The 19,874-nt window shown below is 38.3% G+C and carries 12 protein-coding genes; 2 read left to right on the top strand and 10 right to left on the bottom strand.

Going from position 1 to position 19,874, the window contains the following annotated elements; translation table 11 throughout:
• Positions 1 to 7: 7 nt before the first annotated feature.
• Positions 8 to 1,549: a RagB/SusD family nutrient uptake outer membrane protein gene (locus VBZ51_RS16840; RefSeq protein ID WP_099193301.1), complete on the top strand. Its 1,542-nt coding sequence runs from the start codon at positions 8 to 10 to the stop codon at positions 1,547 to 1,549.
• Positions 1,550 to 1,632: 83 nt separating this feature from the next.
• Positions 1,633 to 4,968: a VCBS repeat-containing protein gene (locus VBZ51_RS16835; protein WP_416577676.1), complete on the top strand. Its 3,336-nt coding sequence runs from the start codon at positions 1,633 to 1,635 to the stop codon at positions 4,966 to 4,968.
• Between the two features lie 107 nt (positions 4,969 to 5,075).
• Here VBZ51_RS16835 and VBZ51_RS16830 read toward each other — a convergent pair whose 3' ends face one another.
• The 10 genes from VBZ51_RS16830 to VBZ51_RS16785 form a co-directional block, all read right to left on the bottom strand.
• Positions 5,076 to 6,080 carry an L-rhamnose/proton symporter RhaT gene (locus VBZ51_RS16830; protein WP_416577675.1) on the bottom strand — a complete coding sequence of 335 codons (1,005 nt, stop codon included), beginning with the start codon at positions 6,078 to 6,080 and terminating at the stop codon, positions 5,076 to 5,078.
• Positions 6,081 to 6,113: 33 nt separating this feature from the next.
• Positions 6,114 to 7,157 (bottom strand): aldose epimerase family protein, encoded by a 1,044-nt coding sequence (locus VBZ51_RS16825; protein ID WP_416577674.1) that lies wholly within the window; start codon positions 7,155 to 7,157, stop codon positions 6,114 to 6,116.
• A 77-nt stretch (positions 7,158 to 7,234) separates the two neighbouring features.
• Entirely contained in the window at positions 7,235 to 7,444 is a 210-nt protein-coding gene (locus VBZ51_RS16820; RefSeq protein ID WP_416577673.1) for a hypothetical protein, read from the bottom strand.
• Between the two features lie 16 nt (positions 7,445 to 7,460).
• On the bottom strand, positions 7,461 to 8,663 hold the full coding sequence (locus VBZ51_RS16815) for a glycoside hydrolase family 117 protein (protein WP_416577672.1): 1,203 nt from the start codon (positions 8,661 to 8,663) through the stop codon (positions 7,461 to 7,463).
• Positions 8,664 to 8,902: 239 nt separating this feature from the next.
• Positions 8,903 to 10,690: an arylsulfatase gene (locus VBZ51_RS16810; protein WP_416577671.1), complete on the bottom strand. Its 1,788-nt coding sequence runs from the start codon at positions 10,688 to 10,690 to the stop codon at positions 8,903 to 8,905.
• An 8-nt stretch (positions 10,691 to 10,698) separates the two neighbouring features.
• Positions 10,699 to 12,264 carry an alpha-L-fucosidase gene (locus VBZ51_RS16805; protein ID WP_416577670.1) on the bottom strand — a complete coding sequence of 522 codons (1,566 nt, stop codon included), beginning with the start codon at positions 12,262 to 12,264 and terminating at the stop codon, positions 10,699 to 10,701.
• A 170-nt stretch (positions 12,265 to 12,434) separates the two neighbouring features.
• The gene (locus tag VBZ51_RS16800; protein ID WP_416577669.1) at positions 12,435 to 13,679 is read right to left on the bottom strand and encodes a family 16 glycosylhydrolase; all 1,245 of its coding nucleotides are present in this window, start codon (positions 13,677 to 13,679) and stop codon (positions 12,435 to 12,437) included.
• Positions 13,680 to 13,726: 47 nt separating this feature from the next.
• Positions 13,727 to 16,648, bottom strand: a complete 2,922-nt coding sequence (locus VBZ51_RS16795) for a glycoside hydrolase family 2 protein (protein WP_416577668.1) — start codon at positions 16,646 to 16,648, stop codon at positions 13,727 to 13,729.
• 17 nt (positions 16,649 to 16,665) lie between these two features.
• Complete coding sequence (locus VBZ51_RS16790) at positions 16,666 to 18,345, bottom strand: sulfatase-like hydrolase/transferase (protein WP_416577667.1); 1,680 nt, start codon at positions 18,343 to 18,345, stop codon at positions 16,666 to 16,668.
• 4 nt (positions 18,346 to 18,349) lie between these two features.
• Positions 18,350 to 19,750, bottom strand: coding sequence for a sulfatase (locus VBZ51_RS16785; RefSeq protein WP_416577666.1), 1,401 nt, complete (start codon positions 19,748 to 19,750; stop codon positions 18,350 to 18,352).
• Positions 19,751 to 19,874: the final 124 nt, after the last annotated feature.

Below are 19,874 nucleotides of genomic sequence, written 5' to 3'. Positions count from 1 at the left end.
TTAAAAGATGAAAAAAACTAAATTTTACGGAATATTAACTCTAGCGGCGGGACTGCTGCTTGTGTCATCTTGTGATGATGATATTTTAATTGAATCACCCAGTAACTTCTTGACTCCTGATGCTCTCTTGGTAGACGCCAAAGGTGCGGAAACCTATCTTATTGGTGCGTACGATGCCGTACAACCAATAGTTTCATCTGGCGCAAATGGTAAAGATGGCTGGGGCATTCATTGGGGCTCTATAGCTGCTGACGAAGTTGTTGTTCCGCCATGGGGCGGTGATAGAAAATTTATCTATCAGCATCAATTAACACCTTCTAATGGTGTAGTGCGATCTATTTGGGAGAATTTATACGTTGCATTGAACAGAATCAACAGTACAATTGACCGAATTGAAGCAATGAACGAAGATGAAATCGATAATGAATCTAAAACTAAATTCGTTGCCGAAGCTAAGTTCTTAAGATCCATGGTATTATTTTCTTTAGTATCCACGTATGAAAACATTCCGTTATTAACAAGTGAAACTACAGATTTGGAGTCTGTAGAAGTTAGTCAAGTTACACCGGAAGAAACCTATAACTTCATCATACAAGACTTGCAACAAGCCGCAAGTGTACTTCCGGAAGAACAAGGTGGCGGTCGTGCCACTCAGGGCGCTGCTAAATCTTTATTAGGTAAAGTTTATTTACAAATGAGTGGCTTTCCCCTTAATCAAACAGATAAATTGGCTAGTGCCGAAACTGTTTTAAAAGAAGTAATGGATAGCGGTGTTTATGATCTTTTACCTAATTACAGAGAGGTTTTCAATCTTAGCAACGAGCAAAGTGTAGAAATGGTGTATTCTATTGGCATGGATGGTCCTGCACGTGGAGAAGGTGGACTATTAAGTACTTTTTATGGTCCAAACGGTAACGTAAACAACGGTGGAGGCTGGGGTACTTGTTTTATCAACCATAGCTTTGAAGCCTCTTTTGACAGAGAAGATGTAAGATTATTTAATAATATAGCAAAGCACAATGCAAATGATTTTACTCCAGAAGAAGGATTCTCTGATCCTGAAACGCATACGGTACCAATGAATAATTGGAGAGGATGGAAATGGCATGCCGAAAAACCAAATAGCTATCCTAACGATACACCATTTGACAACCCGTACATTAGGTACGCAGATGTTCTATTAATGTACGCCGAGGCTTTAAACGGGCAAGGTAAACTAACTCAGGCAGATTTGGACATTACCGTAAACAGATTGAGGGCAAGAGCTAGAATGACTGCAGATGCCGTTCCAGATATGGTTGTAGGTTCACAAGACGATAATGCAACAGAACTTTTAGAAGAGCGTAGAAAAGAGTTATGCTTTGAAGGATGGAGACGAAACGACCTTATACGTTTTGGTGTTTACCATGAAGCAATATCCGGTATTACACAAGGTGGACCAAATGCCGGCGATCCAGGACCTGAATTTCAAGATTTTGAAATACGCTGGCCAATACCTCAATCAGAGTTGGATATCAACCCTAATCTGGTGCAAAACCCTGGTTACTAGTAATATATTTTTAATATCTTAAACAAATAATCAAAAAGCCTATTCACCATTTCTGAATAGGCTTTTATGCTAAAACACAGTATATGTTTCTTCACCGTTTTCTAGCCCCTAAAACCGTAATAATTGTATTGTCGACCAGCTTTCTATTTCATAGTTGTGAAGATAACGAAGTGGCTCAAAAAATGAAGGATACCAAAGAAACACCACTGTTTAAATTAGTACAGCCCGAAGATTCAGGAATCAAATTTAAAAATACGATTGCCGAAAATTATGATAATTTTTTTGCCATTTTCAACTATGTATACAACGGTGCAGGTGTTGCCGTAGCGGATATTAACAATGACGGTTTATCGGACATTTACTTCACTGCCAATGAAGCTCCAGATAAAATATACCTTAACAAAGGAAATTTCACTTTTGAAGATATTACAGAAAAAGCAAATCTTACCAAACAAGACGGTTGGCATAACGGCGTAGTCATGGCAGATGTCAATGCTGACGGACATACAGATATTTACATCTGTAGAGGTGGCTGGCAAGATACTCCGCAAGAAAGAAGTAACCTTCTTTATATCAACCAAGGCGATAACACTTTTAATGAGTCTGCAGTTGAATACGGATTGGCAGATGAAGGATTTTCTGTAATGGCTTCCTTTTTTGATATGGATAACGATAATGATTTAGATCTATATCTAACCAACAGACCTGAACACTTTTTTCTCAATTACCAGCAGGTTTTAGCCGGTAAGGCCAATGAAGATGATTTGTACAGAGACAAACTCTATATCAACAACAATGGGAAATTTGATGAAGTAGGCCAGCAAAAGGGTATTAACGGCAATTTTGGTTATGGACTAGGACTAGTTACTTCTGATGTAGATAAAGACGGACAAGTGGATCTCTTTGTTGCCAATGATTATCTAGAACGAGATTACCTATATATGAACCAAGGCAAAGGAAATTTTAGCGAGCAATTAAAGTCTAGGTTCAACCACATACCCTTTTACGCCATGGGTGTAGATATAGCGGATCTGGATAATGATGGCTGGGAAGATATTGTACAGTTAGAAATGATGCCAGAAGATTACGAACGCTCCAAAACTACTATGGCAGACATGAATACTCAACTATTCAATAGTATGAAAAACAATGGTTTTCATTATCAGTATATGCATAACATGCTACAAAAAAACCGTGGAGACGGTTTCTTTAGCGATGTTTCTCAATACTCCGGTATTGCCAAAACAGATTGGAGCTGGGCATGCCTGGCAAGTGATTTTGATAATGACGGACTACGAGATATTTTCATTACAAACGGATTTAAAAGAGATATATGGGATAAAGATGCTACTATAAAATTTAGGCAATACATGCAAAGTAGAGAAGCATCACAACGAACAAAGGAAGAGAATGCCCAGCATATAATTTCACTTTTTAAACAGAACAAAATTTCTAACTACCTCTATAAGAACAATGGCGATTTAAAATTTACCAACATGAGCAAGGCATGGGGCTTAGACCAACAAAGCTTTTCTAACGGTGCCGCTACCGCAGATTTGGACAATGATGGTGATTTAGATTTGATCGTCAACAATGTGGATGACCCCGCATTTCTCTATGAAAATTTGAGCAATACTACTGAAAACAAATTCCTAAAAATTAAATTAAAGGGCCCTGCGACCAATAAAGATGGCTTAGGTACAAAAATCACTTTAAAAACTAATGACAGCATACAATTCCATGAATTTAAAACGGTGCGCGGCTATCTATCTTCAGTAGAACCAATAGTACATTTTGGGCTTGGAAAAATATCTAAAATAGACTCCGTCTCTATAGTCTGGCCAGACGGTAAAGAACATCTAATTCAAAATGTTGCTTCTAGTAGCAATCTCATTATCGATTATAAAGAAGCAAAACAGCCTGTTGATAAGTCCATAACAAAACAAACATTGTTTAAAGATGTAACCAACACTTCTTTCTCTTCCGTCTACGAACATCGAGAAAACGAGTTTGACGATTTTAGAATTCAGGTATTATTACCACATAAACTATCTACCGAAGGTCCTGGCATTGCCGTGGGCGACATTAATAACGATGGTTTAGAGGACTTTTACGTAGGCGGTGCATCTGGTAGTCCAGGAGCTCTTTACCAACAAACAGCTAGTGGATCATTTGTTAAAAAAGACTATCCTATTTTGTTGAACGATGCCAAATATGAAGATGTCGATGCCGTATTTTTTGATGCAGATAATGACCAAGACCTGGATCTTTATGTGGTCAGCGGCGGAAATGAATTTTCCCAGAATTCTCCCCTACTCAAAGACCGACTCTACCTCAATAATGGTAAGGGGCTTTTTACCGAAAAAAGAGAAATGATGATCAGTGCTGAAAGTGGTGGTTGCGTTCTACCTTTTGACATTGACAATGACGGTGACCTAGACCTTTTTATAGGGGGCAGATTAGTCCCCGGTCAATATCCCAAAGCACCCAAAAGTCTAATTTTATTGAACGATAATGGAAACTTTAACGATGTTACAAAAGAAATGGCTCCAGAACTTGAACACATTGGTATGGTTACCGATGCTACATATGCAGATATTGATGGCGACAATACAAAAGAACTGATTATTGTTGGTGAATGGATGCCCATAACCATATTTAAAGCCAACAATGGCAAACTACAAAATGAAACTACATCTTATGGTTTAGGCAAAACTAACGGCTGGTACAACTGTATTTCTGCCGCAGACCTCGATAAAGATGGCACTAACGAGCTTTTATTGGGTAATCTAGGCCTCAATTATAAGTTTACTGCAAGTGATAAAAAACCTTTTAAAGTTTTTGCGAGCGATTTTGATCAAAACGGAACCAATGATATTTTTCTGGCGAAAGACTACAAAGGCAGACAAGTACCGATCAGGGGGTTACAGTGTAGCTCAGAACAGCTCCCCGGATTAGATAGAAAATTTCAAACCTTTACTCAATTTTCCAAGTCCAACCTAAGACAAATTATCGGTGAAGGTATTGATAATGCCCTACAGCTTAATGCTTATGAATTTGCTTCGGTAATCATTAAGTTCAATGATGGTAATGCCAAGCTCACTCCTTTACCCTACCCAGCACAATTTTCTAGTATTAACGGCTTTGTTACAGGGGATTTCAATGCTGACGGAGTAATGGATATTGCTTTGGCTGGAAACAAATTTGAATCTGAAATTGAGACCACACGAGCTGATGCTTCGGTCGGGTTGATACTCTTGGGCACAAAAGAGGGACACTTTACACCCCAAAATAGATTAACAAGCGGATTTTTCGCCCCAAAAAATGTAAAGGCATTAAAGTCCATAAATCTCAATAATGGCAAAACTGGACTGCTAGTAGGCAATAATGATGACGAGATACAGCTATTTAAAAATTGATCTAAACAATTGAACTTTAAAAGAATAAAAATTAAAAAAGCGGAAGACGTACAACCTCCCGCTTTTTAAACAATTTGCACTTTAGCTATTCAAAACAAAAATCTTCGCTAGTTTATTCCGTTAGAATATGCAACTACCACAATACCCGTAATCATCAATGCTAATCCTGCATATAGAAAACTTTTCGCTTTTGAAGAGGCATTGATCCATTCTTTGGTAATTAGACCACTAACAATTGCCGTGGCCACAGATGATGTATTGAAAATAGCATAACCTACGGTATTACCAGAGCTACCCAATTTAAATGCGGCGTACGCAAATAATGCCGATGCGGCATAATGGAAAACTGCCATGACCAAAATTAATACTACGTTTTTACCAAATGCCGGCGTCTTAAAATTGCCCCAAGCATTGTTCTTACTTAATTGCCACAAGAAATATGCGGTCATCACAATACCTCCACTTAAAAATATAGGGAACATTACCGCTACGGCAGTTATCCAATCTGCATTTCCTTGAGCTATACTTGCTTCATGTAAATAAGGTCTACCTGCTGCGTTTGCATAACTGAAACCGGTTGCCAATAACCCACCAACTACGGCAATCATAATACCGGTAACCATAGAACCTTTTTTATCACTGGTACCGGCTTCATCCTTTTCCCTTAAAATACCTGCCCTACCATTTAAGATAACGCCGACCAACACAATAAAAATTCCAATTAAAATAAAGGTAAGTACATTGGTTGTCGGTAAACCGTCTTCTATGAAAGGTAATAATGAACCCACTAGAATTATGGTTCCTATAAAAATGGAAAAGCCTAATGAAAGCCCTATGTGATTAATTGCCTTGCTCCACATCATTACCCCTATTCCCCATAAGAAACTGGTAAGTCCCATCTTTACCCATATATCCATAGGCATATTACCGAATATTTCACCGAACCCATTTATGAGCGTTAACGAGGCTATTATTGGTACAACGAACATTGTGAGCAGAAAAAACAAACTCCAAGTGTTCTCATATTTAAAGTCTTTGGTAAACTTTTCTGGCAGGGCATAAAGACCTAGCATTAATCCGGCAAAAATTGCCAACGATACTCCTTCTATCATCTTAGTTAATTTTTGGTTTAGTTAATTTTATGGTTACCAGCCAAATTTGAAAATGGTCGTACTTTGGTAGGTTTCGTCTTTATCTAGAATAGATTTAGGGGCATTGTCAATATTTGGTCCGTTCGAGTATCTGTGTGTCTCTAGGCACAATCCCCTAAATTTTCCATATTGCAAGCCTGTCTCCCTATTTAAATCGTCTGAAGTATACTTACCAGTGTAAAAAAGCATACCAGGCTCGGTCGTATATACTTCCAAACTTCTACCGCTGTTTTCCTCTTTAATTTCAGCTACCTTACCTAGCTCAAAACCCTTTTCATCAAACAGGTAATAATGCTCAAAACCGTCTCCCATAGCGTCATGAACTTCACCTATTTTCTTAGGTGTTCTTAAATCGTCCGGCTTGCCTAGCACTGATATATTATTGCCCGTTGCTGCTCCCGTATCGTCCCAAACTTGTTTTTTATCCGATGTTATTTTAACTGTGTGCTGCAAAACATCATCTTTAAATCCTGATAGATTAAAGTAAGAATGATTAGTTATGGTGAACGGTGTACTCTGATCCGTAGTAGCTATATAATCTATCTGTAGTTCATTGGTATTGGATATGGTAAAAGTTACCCAGACAACCACATTGCCAGGAAAGCCTTCTTCTAAATGTACACTTTCCAATTTCATGGTAACCAATGCCTTGTTTTCATCATAGGTATCCACGGTCCAAATTTTCTTATCGAACCCTTTTTTGCCTCCGTGAAGATTATTGTTACCTACTATTTTATTTAATTGATAATCAACACCTTCCAATGTAAATTTTGAATCTTTAATTTGAGAACAATATCTCCCTACGGTACCTCCAAAGTATGGGGCGTTACCGGTATATGCCGGCGAAAAGTAACTATCTAAATCATCAAATCCGCACACGATTTCATCTATATTCCCTTCTTTATCCGGTACTTTAATGGAGGTTATGGTGGCGCCATAGTTTGATATTTTTATTTCTACCCCATGGTCATTTGTCAACGTAACCAACTGTATGTCATTATCCTCAATGGTCCCAAAATGCTCTACGCTTGTTTTCATGTACTGTGTTAGTCTTTATTCATTCTTATTTTTGGAGCACTGTACGCATCCATTCTTTCTGCGGACTTACTCTTGTGTTACATACTAAAAATGGCAGTAGTATAATCCTGTTGCTTAAACTTATCTTCAATGGTTCTTTGATGCAAGGGCAAGCCTATATCTTCACTTGTTGCTCCAGAAACTTTCATGTAACCTGGGTACACTATCATCCACAAAACCAAAAGAATGAGCTTGTATCCATGAAATGCTAATTCTTCATCAAAATTGTTGCTTATTTTTACTACCATATGAAGTACATAGATTCTAATATTTCTCTTTTTTACGAGAGGTAAAACGCATTATACTTTGATAGTCCCTACTATTATATACATGTGTTAACCCCCACTTTAAAACCTCTGTAGGTTCTTTTTCACTATCTACCGCTCTGTTTAAACCTATAGCGTGCGGCGGACTTGGAATTGACGCCATGATGTTGAAGTTTACGCCGTCTTCCGCCCATTGAATGGTATTTTTCTCGGGTCCGTCCGTTGTGATCAGGGATGCAATTCCTCCGTTGTACGGCCATACACAAATTTCATGTCCGCTATTACTAATTGGGTTATATGGAGATTTCACATATGGTCCTTTTGGATTATCGGCAATGGCAACGCCGTGTCTTATTTGACGGCCACCAAAAGTAATTTCCTCGCCCATTTGCTCACCTTTATAATACAGGTAGAACTTACCCTTAAAAGGAAGAATACAGGGATCATGAACTTTATGGCTATCAAAGTCTCCCTTTTTCTTTACTGAAAAGCGATCATTAGGATCATCACCTTCCCAAATACCATTGTCTGCAGGACTCAAAATTGGTTCTTTGCTCTTGATCCAAGGACCATTGGGAGATGTTGACCAAGCCAAACCTATCTGGTTCTTAACTCTTTTATTGTACGGTGATTTTACAGTTTGATAGGTTAGATAGTACATATCTTCATGCTTCATAATCTCTACTGTAAAAACAGATCGATCATCATAGGCGCCCTTTTCTCCTCTTGCAACGGCAATTCCCTCTTCTTTCCAAGTAATACCATCTGTAGAAGTTGCATACCAGATATCACAACGATCCCAAGGAAATACTTTTTCGTTTTCTATATCGCCATCAAAACCTTGTGTAGGCCCAACGCCTTTAGAATACCAAACGTAGTATTTACCATCTTCTTTGATCATGGCACTTGGGTCTCTTCTAATCACCCCTTCTTCATATGCCAAATCGCCTTTTAATGGTTCTAATTGATTAAATTCTAAAAACCACTCGTTTCCTAAATCGGTTGGCCAAGCTAATGCTCTTTTTGAAGCCGCACTTAAATGCTCAACATCGGTTATACCCAAGTGGTCAATTTGCTCTTGGGTTATAGTCGAATTATCTTCTTCGTCCGTATTACTTTCAGTTGACTTTATAGCTTTCTCTTGGCAACTTATAAATACCAATACAACATAAATACCTAGTAATGCTTTAATTATTCTCATTTATGAAATAAAAATTTAGGTTTAATTAATTTTTTTAGGGTAATTTTTATGTATTCTTTAAAGTTGAAATTTAAAATACCTTTCTTAAAGCCCATTATTTGGTTACTAGACATTAACTGAACAAACAACTAACACATTCAACAACAAATAGTTAAACAATACAATACCCAGCCTTAATGTATTGTAATTCACTACCCGTTTATGATAATTATCTCTTCTATCTTACTTTAAAAAGCATATCAAATTTTATTGATATAGATGTAATAGACTCCGTAAGTATCAGAGCCAGACACAAAGTCCGCTACCAAAAACGTTTTACCTTTTTCCAAGAACACCTTAAAATCTATTGACTGGTCATTTGGGTTAATAGTCTTTTCAAAAATTTGATTGGCTATCCGTAATCTTACCTTATCCGGAGAAATGGACACATACTCAAAATTTGATTTAGGAAATTTACTTGGCACCCCTAGAATAGGTCCCGGTACTTCTTTGGACCAGCGCATGCATGAAATAGTATACATGCCCTCTTTTGCAACCTCTATAGCGTGTGTATTATTTTTATTTTTTACACCCGCAGCCACATGTTCGGTTTTCCAAATACCGTTATCGTCACCAATGGCGTGCTGAATAGTTAATTTTATTTCTTTTTGATGTTCCGTGCCTATAATGGCTACCGGTATTTCATTAATTACATGATTACCCAAAGCCGATGTATAAAAGGTTGCATTCTCACTTTGTAAATCTTTGACCAATTTTGGATGTTCTTTTGCTATGTTCTTCTTTTGCTTGGGGTCAGCAACTACATTGTAAAGCTCTTTACCCTGTATTAATCGCCATTCGTTACGTAAAACAAGTCCGTCAGATTCTTGCCTGGGCGGTCTCCAGTCTTGCCGATTATGCAGGAATAGCGTTCGATCTTTTAAAATTGCATCTGTATTTTTTAATACGGGAGAAAAATCAACTCCCTCTAAACCCAATGTATCGGGCGTATCTAGTTTACATAAACTTGCCAGCGTTGGTATAAGGTCTATGTGAGCCGCCAACGTATTATTGTCTTTACCTCCATTAATTCTTGCTTCAGGATATCGAATAAAAAAAGGAACTCTATGTCCGCCTTCTTGTTTGCTACCTTTTGTTCCGCTATAGCCTTTATTGTAGCCTAAATTATCAGCTTCTTGATACCCATAGCGTGTACCGTTATCTGACATAAAAATGACAATCGTATTCTTTTCTAATTTTTCCGCTATTAAAAACTTGGTCAGCTTGCCAAAATTATGGTCAATATTGGCTATCATTCCATAAAGATTAGCACTAACTATTTCCTTACCTTCTAAATGTTTGTACGGGGCAGCATATTTTTCATCTACATTTAACGGATCATGCGGCGCATTCAATGGCAAATACACAAAAAATGGTTGGTCCTTATTGTTCTTGATAAAGTTTATGGTCTCATTGAACCAAACATCGGTACAGTACCCTTTAAATTGTTTAGGATCATTGTTTACATAGTATACATCATCAAAATAATCGTTTCCCCAATAATCGGACAATTCACCAATACCACCTGCCAAATGATGAATAGCCGTGTCAAAACCAGAATCTGTTGGTCGGTTAGGATAATTGTCCCCTAAATGCCATTTTCCGAACAAAGCGGTTTTGTAGCCATTTTTCTTAAATACATCTGCCATGGTCACCGGATTGGAAAGGGCATCTCTACCTTTGTATGTTGCCCACGCCCCATTGCTTATTGGATACTTACCGGTCATTATTGCGGCTCTAGTGGGCGTGCATAACGGAGACACATGAAAATTGGTCATTCTTACGGCATCATTATAAAAAGCATCAATTTCGGGTGTTTTTAACCACTTATTGCCATGCGCACCCAAATCGCCAATACCTTGGTCATCGGTTAGTACCAAAATAACATTTGGCCTTGACTGTGATTGCAAGGAAAATATACAGCCAAGACCTATACAGTATAGACCTATTAGCATCTTTTTGATAGTAAAGACCGAATATTTCATCATCGAAAAAATTAATCTATATGCGCCTCTACATCTCCACCAATATTATTCTCTTTGTAACCTTCTAAAGTAATTTTAAAAGCATGGGCATATTCCGTAGGAAAAGAGGATGGTTTTTGAATGACCAAACCTTTCTCATTCCGTTCCCATTTTAATTTCTCCGTACTACCAATTAGTTGCACCTCTAGAATAGCTGAATTTAATGCTCCAATATCAGTGGACAACGTTTTCATAATTACATTGCCTTTAGGCTCGTCTAATACAATGGCAAAAAATTCTTTATCGCCTTTCTTGGTATATCTTATATCGTTCTCATTGTATTCTATTTTTAGCTTTTCCTCTACTTTATGCCCACCTTCTGGCAGTCTAGTGGGCCCTTCACCAAAAACGGTCCATGGTCGTGTATCATAAATTGCCTCGCCGTTAATTTCTAACCAAGCTCCCATATCTGTCAATAATTTTTGCATTTCCGGTGGAATGCTACCATCTGGGTTTGGTGGTACGTTCAACAACATTAATCCGTTTTTTGCCACAATATCCGCAAGTATATCTATGAGCTCATTGGCTGTTTTAAATTTGGCATTGGGCCTATAGAACCACGCTCCCGGTGAAGTATCTGTTAGCCATGCATTCTGTTTGGGTTGATTTGGCCTACCGCGTTCATAATCCTTGATAGCAACATCTTCGTTAAAGGTTGCTTCTTTATAACAAACGGCTACTTCCTTACCCCACTCCTTACCTTTGTTATAGTAGTAAGCCAAAAACTTAAGTCGGTCTTCTTCCGGTAGATTCTCTAACCACCAATCGAACCAAATAATATCCGGTTGGTAATTATCAATATATTCCTTTAAGGCGGCCCACCATGCTGTCCTAAAAGCTTCATCAGGAGTGTCATTATCCAAACTGTGCGGGTTGGTATACAAATCATAATCTTTAGGATCAATGTTACCGTGTGCGTGTGCAGGACCAAAATATTTCCAGGTAAATGCATGGTGAAAAGATCCTATAAATCGCATGCCTTTTTCATTTATCTCCTTTTTTAGTGCTGCAGACGGATCAATACCTCCATAATTCATAGCATTCCATCGGGTTACCTTACTATCCCACATCGCAAAATTATCATGGTGCATTGCCACAGGACCGGCAAACCTTGCCCCCGATTTTGCAAATAAATCTGCCCACTCCTTGGCGTCAAAAGCTGTTGGAGAAAAATCTTCTATGATTTCTATATATCCTTTTTTTGCTGGTTTACCGTATTTCTTTTTATGATGGAGGTAATTGTTACTGGGTTTACCGTTTTTGGTTTCAACTATTTTACCATCATTATACATCATCATACCATGCCAACCTGCATAATGCTTGCTTGGTTCGGTTCCAACAAAAGCACTTGATACCGGACCCCAATGTGCATAAATACCCAATTTGGCATCTAAAAACCAATCTGGCGTAGCATTAACTTTGGCTAATGATTCCCAACTTTCTTCATATTGTTCAGTCTGTGCATGAAGGTTTGACTGTATACTTATACCAACAATTACAGCCAGCACACCTATTTTTTTACCAATGTATTTTTTCATTTGTACTATTTTAAATCTTATCAAACGTGTTTTCAAGTCTTTACTATTTGGAGCCTAAGTACCCATATTAAACATTAAGGGACTGAACAAGAATAGTACGATTTGCTCGAAAACTACACTACAAATGACCCATTAAGGGTTATAAATGGTTTTGAAAGTAGATTATTGACCTACTTGAATTTTAAAATTAGGTTGTTGCGATCCAAAATGGTTTTATCTTCTTCATTTATAGGCTGTAACTTCACTAGAAGCCTATATTCACCGCGCATATGCAAAGTACTATCCAATTGTAGATTATGACGAAAATGACCATAACCAGCAAGCAATTGTACTTTATCCGTAGCTATTTTTTCATCGGCCGTATTATAGATTTCCAAAACCAATTGCCGTAGTTCGTTTGCTTTATAGGAAATCGGAATTTCCAAGTTAGACACCTTCGCTAAGGTAATTTCAGTAGTATCAAAAATGACACTTTCATCATACAATAGTAATTCCTTTTCTAAAGAGCTATGAGATATCTTCTTTGAAATATCCTCTAATTTATACGCGCGGACCCAATCATAATAGACTACATTTTTACTTGGATCGGACAACTCTCTTTCGTTTGGAAGTTCTATCCAAGGAAAAGGATAGGTTTCAGATACCAAACGCATGTACATGGGTTGATCAAATGGTTTTTCATTTACCTTATCATAGAATTTTTGATGTTTTGGCTCTCTATGGTCATAATAGTAACTAGCGGAACTTTCATTACGCCACCAACCACCATATACATGAAAATTTTCTGAGGTTACCTCGTTATCTTCAAATCTTACCTGAGCAGCCCTGCGATCATGTCGCTCGCCTTCGCAATCAGTATACCAAAAGTGACTGTTGGAGTGCATTCCACTTGCAAAATAGCTACCATTGTAATCGCCTGATCTACCAACCGATTCATGAATATCCCATTCTAGGCCATATGTATCACAACCGTTAGGTCCTTTAAAACTACCTACGGTAGAAAACCAAAATGTAGTAGACATGGTAGTTGCCGCGGCTTTTGCCCTTGTTTCAAAATACCCGAACTGTGTTTTCTTCTTGGAAACTACCGCAGCACCGGCAATTGAAAATGTTCTGTTGCTACCATAGGCATTAATTGTGGTGTCCTTTTTCATCATTTCGCCTTTCAGCTGTAAGTAACCATCACCAACGGATACTTGAGATTTCATGAATAATCCTGGTTCTCTTCCTATCCAAGTAGGGTGATGATCCATCCATTTTGTATTATCTAACGCTGTACCATTAAATTCATCTGAAAAATCCGGGTTCATGACCCATCTTTTTCCTAGTGGCGGTTTTGGCGGACCAACCCGTACATCTACATTTTCTGGACTATAACGTTGCCCATGCACTTCACCTATAAATAGAAAGAGCATGCAACACGTGATAATACATTGTATACTATTTCCCGACTTTCTACTGATTATTTGTTCCATTCTTGCAATTCTATTCCGTTTAACCAAATTCCTTTTCCTGCTGTTCCTTGAATATTAACTTTTGCAGTACCATCATCTTGAACATTAAATAGGATCGTACTTTTACCTGGTTCTTGAAACTGCATCATTTTTCCTTCCGTGACTTTAACTTCTTTGGTATTCTCCCCTGCCGATATGGTTAATTTGCGTTCGTAGGGAATATTCAAAATTCGTATTTCTTTCAACTTATCCTTATTGGGATCCATTTCATCAGAATTACTTTGTGGTGCATGGTGGTACGTGGTCAACTTGTATTTTCCCTTTGGTAGTCCCTTGAAGTTAATGCTTAACCCATTTTCATCTATACCAAGGACACCATCGCCATAAACAAATCCGTATTTACCTATAACGTTCATTTCACCCAACCAGCGCAAAACACCATCAGTGCTGTTTGTTGCCAGATTTACTTCGGCGTTATTGAAAAGGGGTAGCTTATAGTTACTTTTTTCCTCGTCCTTGCCATGCCAAAAATCCCATCCGAATTGAACCAACTGGTCATGGGCACCCATGTCTATTTTAACTTTCTTAAAATCATAAATAGCTCTTGCATTCGTTGCCAAAACATTTGGGTCATAGGCTGTTAATTGCACGTTTGCATTGGCAGATTTTAAACCTTTGGCACTTGCCGTAATTTTGACCTCTCCTGCCGTAGTACCTGCTCTAATCAATGCTGGTGCAATACCATACTCCGTGAACATAGGGTTGGCATTGATATTCGTATTATCACCTACCACCATGGCATTCTTACTTACAGAAAAAGTTACCTTACCATTGTACTCTTTAATTGCGGTGCCGTTCTTATCTACCACAGTAGCGTAGACCATAAGAATATCAGCACCATCTGCAGTAAACTTTCTACCTACGGTATCTACCATTAATTCTATGGCATAGGGTTTTCCCGGAGTTTTCTGAATTACTTCTTTGGTTTTTCCATCTTTAAAAATGGCTTTGGCCTTAACCTCACCATCGGCATATTTTAAATTTTTAAATATAAAGGGCGCATGGTGTAAACCATCATAAATAGTATCTTTTGAGGAGGTTTGGGTAGCTACCGTTTTACCGTTTACACTTAATTCTACGTTTTCTGCATTGCTATAGACCGTGATGGAATCCTGCCCTTTTTTCCAGTCTTCCAGCATATATACAAAGGGTTCTTTTCCAAGCTCTGCCTTATACCAATATAACTCTGGTCTCGGATTTCTAAAAATGGTCATTCCGCCACTTCTTGTTCTGTCTATTTTGTTGGAAGCTTTATCGTGTGTTGGATGAAAGGTATAATAGGCATGGGCCGTCCAAGATATTAATCCTGTCATTAGGGAATCTTTTCTAAACGGTGCCAAGGCTTCTGGTCCATGATGCCCTTCCATAGCGAACATAGGTTCTGCACGGTCCCAGATAAATGGTCCGTAAAGCATATTTGCATTGATTTCCGCTAGACCAGATGTTTGCCATCCTGTCCACCGTGAACCCTGTGAGGCGGTAAGCCTTGTTGGATCTTCTTGTTTAGCGGTATTGTGTGCTACAGGCACGTACCCTCTGTGGTTGATCCCTCCTCCCCAAATTATTACGGAAGGGTGATTTCTATGATTGCGGATCATAGCGCGTTCCGATTGTTCAAAATTGTTCCACCACTCCTTATCCGTGCTCATCGATATCCACGACGGCGCTTCTTCATATACCAAAATACCCAGCTTATCACAGGCATCTAAAATGGCATTATCTTGCGGGTAATGAGCGGTTCTCATAATGTTAAAACCGAACTCTTTAAATTGCAACATATCTTTATAATGCAGGGCATCTGGTACCGCATCGCCTATATATGGAAAGTGCTGATGCCTATTGAAACCCATAAGTTCTATTGGTTTGTCGTTTAGCATAAATCCACGATCGGGATTCAATTCAAACTTTCTAATGCCTAAATTGTTCTCCACGACATCTACAGATTTGCCATTTACCAAAACCTCTATATTTACGCGATACAAATAAGGATTCTCAACATCCCATAATTGAACATTATCTTCTAAACTTCCTATTTGGTCAAACTCATAGTTGCTATTTTGAGCAATTTTTGCATCATCGATCAACTTTAGCACCACAAGACCTTCAGCATCTATAACTCTTGTGATCACTGTCACATTTTCAGCTTTGCCGTTGGTATTTTTTACGACGGATTTAATATCTATGGTCGCATTTTTGTTCACCACATCTACCGTTGGCGTAGTTATGGTTACCCCGGCATGCCTAGCTTCCCAATTAAAACCAATATGCACCGGATGCTTTTCTACCAAATACACATCTCTATACAGACCACTAAATTTTACATAATCAAAAGGACCTGGATCTGGAGGAACTATCATGCTTCTTCTATTATCCGCCAAAATGGTTACTTGGTTTTCTTTTCCTTTATCCACAAACCGCGTAATATCAAAATGAAATGGTGTATAACCACCTGTACCATGCTTACCAATATGTTTACCATTAACCCAAACATCGGTTACTTGATGTACCCCCTCAAATTCTAAAAAAACTTTATTGTTGTTCTCTGGTACCATTATATTCCTTCTGTACCATCCTACATTTCTATGAAATTTAAGCTGAGTTTTTTCATCTTGCAAACCATCTAAAGCCAAAGAGGTCAATGCCAAGGTATGTGGTACGTTCACAGTTTCCCACGTGGTATCATCCGTATTTTTTTCAAAGTACGCTGCATCAGGATTTCCTAAGTGAAATTTCCAACCTTGATTGATACTTATTTTGGTACGCTCAGTATCTGGATAGCCAAAAGGTAGTTCTTGAGAGAAAGCCTGTGCCGTTAATAATAGTATGAATAAAAGACTATTTATGATTTTGTTGATATTTTGTTCGGTCATTACTGGTAAATTATCTGTTATTTTGGTTCTATGATTACACCACGTTCCGCTTCACTATCAGAGGTATACCGCAACACTTTTGGTGCCTCATTTCCTCTGGCAAAGGTTATTTTCTCTTTCCACACGGTTCTCAATTTTTCCAACACTGAAGCATGTTCCGCCACCCCTGCTAGATTGGTAGTTTCATCTGGGTCATTTTCCAGATCGAACAGTTCTTCATAAACTGCTTTTTCGCCTTGTAATGGTCCCTCTACGAATGAGCGATACAGGGCGATATCCGGATCATGGACTTTATATAACATCGCCGTCATCTTAATGCCCATTTGCTTTGCTGTCTCAATCTTTTTTTGTGCCGAAAAATTTTCGTTCTTATAGTATCTAATATATTTCCAGCGCGTGTCTTTAACAGCTTCACATCTTGGATTCCCAAACTGGGTAGACCATAAATTTTCTGTGTACAGATACTCTCTTACATCATTTACCTCTTGTGACAATAGTGGTGATAAATCGCTACCTTGATACGTATCCGGTACCGGAATACCTGCTTTTTTAAGTAAAGTTGGGGCAATATCTATGCTTTGTACCAGAGCGTTGGACTTTCTACCCCTATTCGCTTTTTTTTCGTTCGGATCATAAATAATTAATGGTACATGCGTAGTTATTTCATAACAAAGGGCTTTACCTCCAATACCAAATTGCCCCATAAATAAACCATGATCAGATGTAAAAACGATAATGGTATTCTTATCCAATTTTTGGGCTTTTAGCGTTTTTCTAAGTTCGCCCACCATACGGTCAATGCCTGTCATTGCCTGTAATTGTAACTGATACCTTGTCAGAAGGCTATCTGGATAATCTACATAATCATACCCCTCTTGTCTATCATTTGTTTTGTGAATTTCCGGTGGTAATTTAGGATGTACAATATCTTTTTTAGCAATGTAATTCTTAGGCAATTTTAAGTCTACATCATCATACAAAGTTTTATAGATTTCATCATCGGTTTCTCGCTGTGCCATGGTAGATACGCTTGCACCATGTGGTAAATTAAAGTTGACCGAAAGCACGAATGGTTTATCTTTTGGTCGCTGATCTAAAAACTTTTGTGCACCTTGTAATTTTTGCTCGTTAGACAGGAAATCTGAAATTCCTTCGCTTATAATCTCTACCTGAGTATCATCTTTTGCATGCTTGAATATCTTATGTCTGTCTTTGGGGTAAAAGGTCAAATGACCGTGCCCGGCATACCAATAATCAAAGCTCTTATCCATTAAACCACTGGTATAACCACCATCACCAACAGGCAAATGGTTTTTACCTATCCATCCAGAATAATATCCGTTTTCACGAAGCACCATAGGGTAGGTATTATTCCACCCTTCCTCTGACATACTCGTACCCGAATTAAAATTTACGCCGTGTTTACGTTCAAACTGGCTCGTTAAAATACTTGCCCTACTTGGCGTACATATGGCACTGGTAATATGTGCGTTCGTAAAAAGTACACCGTCTTTTGCCAACTTATCAATATTGGGAGTCTGTACTACTTCATTACCGGTACAGCCCATCATACCATAAGATTGGTCATCGGTTAAAATGAAAATAAAATTAGGCTGTTCTTGTGCCTGTACCACTCTAAAGATCAGCGTAATAATCAAAACAGTTAGTGATCTGGCAAAATGGGTGTTTACATTCATATACTTAATTTTTTGGTCTAAGTGATTTTTCTCTGATCATTCTAAAATTCTTCTCCTCTTTAATGACATTTTCCGGATGCGGGTCTACCCAACCTGGCGCCACATTTTTGCTATCCCACGCTGTGTATAAGGCTTTTAATTTTGTAATAATCTCAGGGTGGTTTTCAGCAATATCATGACGTTCCAAGGGATCTTTTTCTAAATTGAAAAGCATAGTTCTGCCTTTGTAAGCGCTCTTGTATAATTTGTATTCTTGGTGTCTTACAGCATACTCAAATCCGCCAACGCTGCGCCAGTATAAAGTCTCATGCGGCTTTTCATTCTTTTGATCTAAAAATGGTAAAAGGTCTACGCCATCTAGCTGTTTTTCACCTTTAACATTACCCCCTGCCGCATTGAGTAGCGTAGGAAATAAATCTAAGGAACTTACAACCTCATCATAAGCTTCGTTGGGTTTAATATGATTTTGCCAAACCATGAAGAACGGTACTTTTATGCCGCCTTCAAACAACATTCCCTTATGTCCTCTATTTGGACCATTATTGGCATGCATGGTACGCCCGCCATTGTCGCTCAAGAATACCAAAATGGTATTCTCTTTTAACCCTTTTTCCTTTAAATATGCATCAATTTTACCAACACCTGTATCTACCCCGTTTACCATGGCCGCATAAACACTTCTACCGCCATATTCTATATGCTTGGTCTTTTCTAAGTATTGTTTGGTAGCGTGGTCTGGAGCATGTGGCGCATTGTACGCCAAATAAATAAAAAATGGATCTTGCTTGTTATTTTCTATAAATGAGATGGCTTCATTGGTGAAATCATCCGTTAAATAAGACAATTCGCTTTCCGGTACTTTATTTTCATTTCTGAATATGGTGCGCAATGGTCCATTGGATTCTCCCCAATAATTCATTGCACCGCCTGCAAAACCGAACCAATGGTCAAAACCTTGCCGAGGAGGGTGTAGATCAGCATGATCGCCTACATGCCACTTACCTATTGCGCTAGTAGCATAACCTTGCTCTTTTAAAGCCTCCGATATCATCTTTTCAGATAGTGGCGCACCTACAGATGCATCATTTTCACCATCATATGGCATATTACAATCATGCCCAAAACGTGCTTGATATCTACCGGTCAAGAGCCCGGCTCTGGATGGACTGCAATACGGATGAGATACGTAGCCATTTTTGAATATGACACCTTCTTTTGCCAAAGTATCCAAATTTGGCGTGGGAATATCGGTGCTACCATTAAACCCCACATCTAACCAACCTTGGTCATCGGTTAAGATTACAATTATATTCGGCTTATTACTATTCTTTAAATTTTGGGCATTACAGGTAATACTCAAACAGCCAAGAAATAGTAAAATGCATAATTGAAAAGGTTTTGTCATAATTGCGTTCTAAAGCTCTACACCAATAAAACTAAGGGTTAACTTCTTATGACTAAAACTTTTAAAACATGTGTTGCATGGTTTAGAACATTTGTTATTGCAATAGAAACTTACAACTGAAACG

The organism is Maribacter sp. HS (assembly GCF_048059195.1).
Classification (GTDB): Bacteria; Bacteroidota; Bacteroidia; order Flavobacteriales; family Flavobacteriaceae; genus Maribacter; species Maribacter dokdonensis.
Note: the sequence above shows the minus strand (reverse complement) of the source record. Positions and strands in the feature narration are given on the sequence as shown.

What these genes read in the sequence shown, in the direction of transcription:
- VBZ51_RS16840 (WP_099193301.1), top strand. Translation starts at nt 8, where the DNA reads ATGAAAAAAACTAAATTTTACGGAATATTAACTCTAGCGGCGGGACTG.
- VBZ51_RS16835 (WP_416577676.1), top strand. Translation starts at nt 1,633, where the DNA reads ATGTTTCTTCACCGTTTTCTAGCCCCTAAAACCGTAATAATTGTATTG.
- VBZ51_RS16830 (WP_416577675.1), bottom strand. Translation starts at nt 6,080, where the DNA reads ATGATAGAAGGAGTATCGTTGGCAATTTTTGCCGGATTAATGCTAGGT.
- VBZ51_RS16825 (WP_416577674.1), bottom strand. Translation starts at nt 7,157, where the DNA reads ATGAAAACAAGCGTAGAGCATTTTGGGACCATTGAGGATAATGACATA.
- VBZ51_RS16820 (WP_416577673.1), bottom strand. Translation starts at nt 7,444, where the DNA reads ATGGTAGTAAAAATAAGCAACAATTTTGATGAAGAATTAGCATTTCAT.
- VBZ51_RS16815 (WP_416577672.1), bottom strand. Translation starts at nt 8,663, where the DNA reads ATGAGAATAATTAAAGCATTACTAGGTATTTATGTTGTATTGGTATTT.
- VBZ51_RS16810 (WP_416577671.1), bottom strand. Translation starts at nt 10,690, where the DNA reads ATGATGAAATATTCGGTCTTTACTATCAAAAAGATGCTAATAGGTCTA.
- VBZ51_RS16805 (WP_416577670.1), bottom strand. Translation starts at nt 12,264, where the DNA reads ATGAAAAAATACATTGGTAAAAAAATAGGTGTGCTGGCTGTAATTGTT.
- VBZ51_RS16800 (WP_416577669.1), bottom strand. Translation starts at nt 13,679, where the DNA reads ATGCTCTTTCTATTTATAGGTGAAGTGCATGGGCAACGTTATAGTCCA.
- VBZ51_RS16795 (WP_416577668.1), bottom strand. Translation starts at nt 16,648, where the DNA reads ATGACCGAACAAAATATCAACAAAATCATAAATAGTCTTTTATTCATA.
- VBZ51_RS16790 (WP_416577667.1), bottom strand. Translation starts at nt 18,345, where the DNA reads ATGAATGTAAACACCCATTTTGCCAGATCACTAACTGTTTTGATTATT.
- VBZ51_RS16785 (WP_416577666.1), bottom strand. Translation starts at nt 19,750, where the DNA reads ATGACAAAACCTTTTCAATTATGCATTTTACTATTTCTTGGCTGTTTG.